Origin of the sequence: Pseudomonas sp. PICF6 (assembly GCF_009831705.1) — a bacterium.
GTDB classification, from domain to species: domain Bacteria; phylum Pseudomonadota; class Gammaproteobacteria; order Pseudomonadales; family Pseudomonadaceae; genus Aquipseudomonas; species Aquipseudomonas rhizophila.
The window spans coordinates 158,455-164,454 of sequence record NZ_WUUD01000033.1; the positions used below are offsets into that span (position 1 = coordinate 158,455).

A 6,000-nucleotide genomic window follows, 5' to 3' on the forward strand; every position below is an offset into this window, starting at 1 on the left:
AAAAGTCCTCGCCCCGGCAAATAGCGACGACTTGTCATAGAACTTATTTTTGTTGATTGAACGTTCAATCAAAACAAAATAGACTGGCCTTCATTCCGATAGACAACACTCATCCATCGGATGGCCTAAGGAGATGTACCAGATGCCCAAGGTCGGTATGCAACCCATCCGCCGCCAGCAATTGATCGAAGCCACTATGCAAGCGGTCGATCAGGTCGGGATGGGGGACGCCAGCATTGCGCTGATCGCCCGTTTGGCCGGTGTCTCCAACGGCATCATCAGCCACTACTTCAAGGACAAGAATGGCCTGATCGCGGCCACGGCCCAGTACCTGATGAGTGTCCTGAGCGAGAACGTCACTGCACGCCGTCAGGCGCTGGAGGACCCAAGCCCAAGGGCTCACCTGCAGGTGATCATCGAAGGCAACTTCGACGCCAGCCAGGTCAATGGCCCGGCAATGAAAACCTGGTTGGCCTTTTGGGCCACCAGCATGCACCACCCGTCTTTGCACAGGTTGCAGCGGATCAACGATCACCGTCTGTATTCCAACCTGTGTTGCCAGTTCCGCCGCGTGTTGCCCCTCGATGAGGCACGTAGCGCGGCACGGGGCCTGGCCGCGTTGATTGACGGTTTGTGGCTGCGCGGGGCGCTGTCGGGAGACGCGTTCGATACCGCCCAGGCGCACCGGATCGCTTACGAATACATGGATTTCCAATTGGCCAAGGCAGGGGTAACAGAGCACACAGAACCGCTCGGCTCCTGAACCGCCACCGAACCGCGTAGTCAGCTGTAGACGACACGCCCCGGTGGTCAGCCAACCACTCATGCACTTGCGAGGACTTTATGGCCCGTTTCGAACTGCAAAAACTCTACATCGATGGCGCGTACAGCGATGCCAGCGGCGACGCCACTTTCGAAGCCATCAACCCGGCCAACGGTGAAGTACTCGCCCAGGTGCAGCGGGCCACCAAAGAAGACGTCGAGCGCGCCGTGGTCAGCGCCGAAAAAGGCCAGAAAGTCTGGGCCGCCATGACCGCCATGCAGCGTTCGCGCATCCTACGCCGCGCCGTAGATATCCTGCGCGAGCGCAACGATGAGTTGGCCGCCCTGGAAACCCTCGACACTGGCAAAGCCTATTCCGAAACCCGCTACGTCGACATCGTCACCGGCGCCGACGTGCTGGAATACTACGCCGGCCTGGTGCCCGCCATCGAAGGCGAGCAGGTGCCGCTGCGCACCACTTCGTTCGTCTACACCCGTCGCGAACCCCTGGGCGTGGTGGCCGGCATCGGCGCGTGGAACTACCCGATCCAGATCGCGTTGTGGAAATCGGCACCGGCCCTGGCAGCTGGCAATGCGATGATCTTCAAGCCGAGCGAAGTCACCTCGCTGACCACCCTGAAACTGGCCGAAATCTACACCGAAGCCGGCGTACCAGCGGGGGTGTTCAACGTGCTGACGGGCAGCGGCCGTGAAGTCGGCACCTGGCTGACCGAGCACCCGCGCATCGAGAAAATCTCGTTCACCGGCGGCACCGACACCGGCAAGAAAGTCATGGCCAGCGCCTCGAGCTCGTCGCTCAAGGACGTGACCATGGAACTGGGCGGCAAGTCACCGCTGATCATCTTCGACGACGCCGACCTGGATCGCGCCGCCGACACCGCGATGATGGCCAACTTCTACAGCTCCGGCCAGGTCTGCACCAACGGCACCCGGGTGTTCGTGCCGAGCCATCTCAAGGCAGCTTTCGAAGCCAAGATCGCCGAGCGCGTGGCACGTATTCGCATCGGCAATCCAGAAGATGAAAACACCAACTTCGGGCCGCTGGTCAGCTTCGCCCACATGGAAAGCGTGTTGGGCTACATCGAGAAAGGTAAGGCCGAGGGCGCGCGCCTGCTGTGCGGCGGCGGTCGTTTGACTGAAGGCGAATTGGCCAAGGGCGCGTTTGTTGCGCCGACCGTGTTCACCGATTGCACCGATGAGATGACCATCGTGCGTGAAGAAATCTTTGGTCCGGTGATGAGCATCCTCACCTATGAAACCGAAGAAGAAGTGATCCGTCGCGCCAATGACACCGACTTCGGCCTGGCCGCGGGCGTCGTAACCCGCGACCTGAACCGCGCGCACCGGGTGATTCATCAGCTCGAAGCCGGCATCTGCTGGATCAACGCCTGGGGCGAATCGGCCGCCGAAATGCCGGTCGGCGGTTACAAGCAATCGGGCGTGGGCCGGGAGAACGGCATCAGTTCGCTGAACAACTTCACCCGTATCAAATCGGTACAGGTCGAACTGGGCGATTACGCGTCGGTGTTCTGATCTGACATGAGGCCTTGAGTGAACGCCGTTGTGGCGAGGGGATTTATCCCCGTGGGGCTGCGTAGCAGCCCCCTCCCCAAGGCCCCCCATTCTTCAGACAAACCCAGTCGCTGATTTACGACTGCTGCGCAGCCGAACGGGGATAAATCCCCTCGCCACAGGTTGCGCGGCGTCAAGGCAATCGCGACCTGACCCCAATTCAAAAAGAGGGTGCATTTCATGTCCCAAGAATTCGATTACATCATCATCGGTGCCGGTTCGGCCGGTAACACCCTGGCCACCCGCCTGACCGAAGACGAAGGCGTCACCGTCCTGCTGCTCGAAGCCGGTGGGCCGGACTATCGCCTGGATTTCCGCACGCAAATGCCCGCCGCCCTGGCGTTCCCGCTGCAGGGTCGTCGCTACAACTGGGCCTACGAGACCGACCCGGAGCCGCACATGAACGGCCGTCGCATGGAATGCGGTCGCGGCAAGGGCCTGGGTGGGTCCTCGCTGATCAACGGTATGTGCTACATCCGCGGTAACGCCCTGGACTACGACAATTGGGCCAAGCTGCCGGGCCTGGAAGACTGGGCCTACCTGGACTGCCTGCCGTATTTTCGCAAAGCCGAAACCCGCGACATCGGCCCGAACGACTACCACGGTGGTGACGGCCCGGTCAGCGTGACCACGCCCAAGGCCGGCAACAACCCGCTGTTCCATGCCATGGTCGAAGCCGGCGTTCAGGCCGGTTACCCGCGCACCGAAGACCTCAACGGTTATCAGCAGGAAGGTTTCGGCCCGATGGACCGTACCGTCACGCCCAACGGCCGTCGCGCCAGCACCGCGCGCGGTTACCTGGACGTGGCCAAGAAGCGCCCCACGCTGACCATCGTCACCCATGCCCTGACCGACAAGATCGTGTTCGAAGGCAAACGTGCGGTCGGCGTGCGTTATCTGGTGGGCGCTGCTGAAGAGCGCGTCGAGGCCCGCGCCCGCAAGGAAGTATTGCTCTGCTCCGGCGCCATCGCCTCGCCGCAGATTTTGCAACGCTCCGGCGTCGGCCCGGCCAAACTGCTGGAAAGCCTCGACATCCCGGTGGTCCATGACCTGCCAGGCGTCGGTGAAAACCTCCAGGACCACCTGGAGCTGTACCTGCAATACGCCTGCACCCAGCCGGTTTCGCTGTACCCGTCGCTGCTCTGGTACAACCAGCCGGCCATCGGTGCCGAATGGCTGTTCAACGGCACCGGCATCGGCGCCAGCAACCAGTTCGAAGCCGGCGGTTTCATCCGCACCCGCCCGGACTTCGATTGGCCGAACATCCAGTATCACTTCCTGCCGGTGGCAATTAACTACAACGGTAGCAACGGCGTGAAGGAACACGGTTTCCAGGCACACATGGGCTCCATGCGTTCGCCAAGCCGTGGCCGGATCCAGGCCAAGTCCAAGGATCCGCGCCAGCACCCGAGCATCCTGTTCAACTACATGGCCACCGAGCAGGACTGGCAGGAGTTTCGCGACGGCATCCGCCTGACCCGCGAGATCATGCAGCAGCCGGCGCTCGACCCGTTCCGCGGTCGCGAAATCAGTCCGGGCATCGAGGTGCAGACTGACGAGCAGTTGGACCAGTTCATCCGCGAGCACGCCGAAACCGCTTTCCACCCGTCCTGCTCGTGCAAGATGGGCACCGACGACATGGCGGTGGTGGACGGCGAAGGCCGCGTGCATGGCATGCAAGGGCTGCGCGTGGTCGATGCCTCGATCATGCCGATCATCACCACCGGCAACCTGAATGCGCCAACGATCATGATCGCTGAGAAAATCGCCGACAAGATCCGTGGCCGCCAGCCACTGCCACGCAGCACCGCGCCGTACTACGTGGCCGGCGACGCGCCGGTGCGCGGCAAGCCGATGCGCGAAGTCGGGCCTCTGGCGCAGTAAGGCATTACACCGCTATCGCGAACAGGCTCGCTCCCACAACGGATCTGCGGCGGACACAGATCTTTGTGCCCGACAACCGTCACCTGTGGGAGCGAGCCTGCTCGCGATAGCGTCCGACCTGACATTCCAAATTCCCATCTGCCTTGATCCCTCCCCCGCCCAGGCCTAATCTAGAGCCGTCGCGTCAATGCGCCGCACCTCGCTGCACCGCCACTCCAGACAAGGAGGTTCCATGTTCGATGTCCACCCCCAGCTCAAGCAGCGGTTTGCTGCCTTGCGCACGGGCGCTGAGTTCTTTTCCCTGCGCTACGTGCGCGAGTCCGGCCAGCATCTGTCGGTGCGCAAGAACATCGCCGAACCGCCCAGCCTGGGCCGTGACGAAGGGGCGATGCTGACCGTGCGGGTCGACGGTGTCGAGGCCTATGCGGCCACCAACGACCTGTCCCAGGCCGGCCTGCAAGCGGCGCTGGAGCGGGCCGAGCAACAAGCCCGCCGGCTCAAGCCACACGCCCTGCTCGACTTGCGCGAGCAGGCGGTCTCCAGCGACCGCGCCGATTACTTCTCGCCTCACTTCGACCAGGCGTTCCCGTCCCTCAACGACTGCTATCAGTTACTGGGCGACGAATCCGCCGCGGTGCCCAAGGATGAGCGCCTGGTAAACTGGCAGGTCAGCATCGGCCTGACCCAGGTCGAGCAGATCTATCTCAATAACGCCGGCGCCGAACTGCGTCAGGCCCAACGCTTTGTTTATCCGGCCCTGGACGTCACCGCCTTCGACGGTAACGACAGCCAGACCCGCACCCTGGGCCGTGAGAACTTCGGCCAGCAAGGCGGCTTCGATGTCATCCGCCGCTGCGGCCTGATCGGTGCCGCACCAAAGATCGCCGACCAGGCCCTGCAATTGCTCCTGGCGCCGAACACCCCGCAAGGCCCCCGTGACCTGCTATTGATGCCCGATCAGATGATGCTGCAGATCCACGAGTCCATCGGTCACCCGTTGGAACTGGACCGCATCCTGGGAGACGAGCGCAATTACGCCGGCACCAGTTTCGTCACGACCGGCGACTTCGGGCATCTGCAATACGGCTCCCAGCTATTGAACGTGACCTTCGACCCGAACGTTCCCGAAGAGCTGGCCAGCTACAGCCATGACGACGACGGCACCGCCGCCAGCAAAGAATTTCTGATTCGTGAAGGGCTGTTGCTGCGCCCCCTGGGTGGTGCGCTGTCGCAATTTCGCGCTGGCCTGAGCGGAGTCGCCAACAGCCGCGCCTGTGGCTGGAATCGCCCGCCCATCGACCGCATGGCGAACCTGAACATCGAACCCGGCGACCAATCGTTGGAGCAACTGATCCAGGGCATCGAACACGGCGTGCTGATGCGCACCAACCGCTCCTGGTCCATCGACGATGCCCGCAACAAATTCCAGTTCGGTTGCGAGTGGGGCCAATTGATCGAAAACGGCGAGCTCAAGGGCGTGGTGAAAAACCCCAACTACCGAGGCATTTCCGCGCAATTCTGGAAAAGCCTGCGGGCGGTGGGCGATGCCAGTACCGCCCAGGTCCTGGGCACGCCAAATTGTGGCAAGGGCGAACCGAACCAGGTCATCCGCGTCGGCCATGCCTCGCCGGCGTGCGTGTTCAGCAATGTCGCAGTGTTTGGGGGGGATGCCTGATGAGCACCGGCAATATGAGCACCGGCAACAATCAGGCCGAGGCTTTCAAGGCGTTGGTCGACTGGCTGCGCAATGCACTGCGCGAA

At 62.5% G+C, this 6,000-nt stretch carries 5 protein-coding genes; all 5 read left to right on the plus strand.

Going from position 1 to position 6,000, the window contains the following annotated elements:
• The first annotated feature begins 142 nt into the window (after positions 1-142).
• On the plus strand, positions 143-763 hold the full coding sequence (gene betI, locus GSM73_RS23455; RefSeq protein ID WP_047230364.1) for a transcriptional regulator BetI: 621 nt from the start codon (positions 143-145) through the stop codon (positions 761-763).
• An 80-nt stretch (positions 764-843) separates the two neighbouring features.
• Positions 844-2,316: a betaine-aldehyde dehydrogenase gene (gene betB / locus GSM73_RS23460; protein ID WP_139048976.1), complete on the plus strand. Its 1,473-nt coding sequence runs from the start codon at positions 844-846 to the stop codon at positions 2,314-2,316.
• A 219-nt stretch (positions 2,317-2,535) separates the two neighbouring features.
• Positions 2,536-4,239, plus strand: coding sequence for a choline dehydrogenase (gene betA, locus GSM73_RS23465; RefSeq protein WP_047230362.1), 1,704 nt, complete (start codon positions 2,536-2,538; stop codon positions 4,237-4,239).
• A 232-nt stretch (positions 4,240-4,471) separates the two neighbouring features.
• Positions 4,472-5,914, plus strand: coding sequence for a TldD/PmbA family protein (locus tag GSM73_RS23470; protein WP_107323027.1), 1,443 nt, complete (start codon positions 4,472-4,474; stop codon positions 5,912-5,914).
• 14 nt (positions 5,915-5,928) lie between these two features.
• Positions 5,929-6,000 (plus strand): hypothetical protein (locus GSM73_RS28320; protein WP_372241410.1); only part of this gene is annotated, 72 nt, incomplete at its 3' end.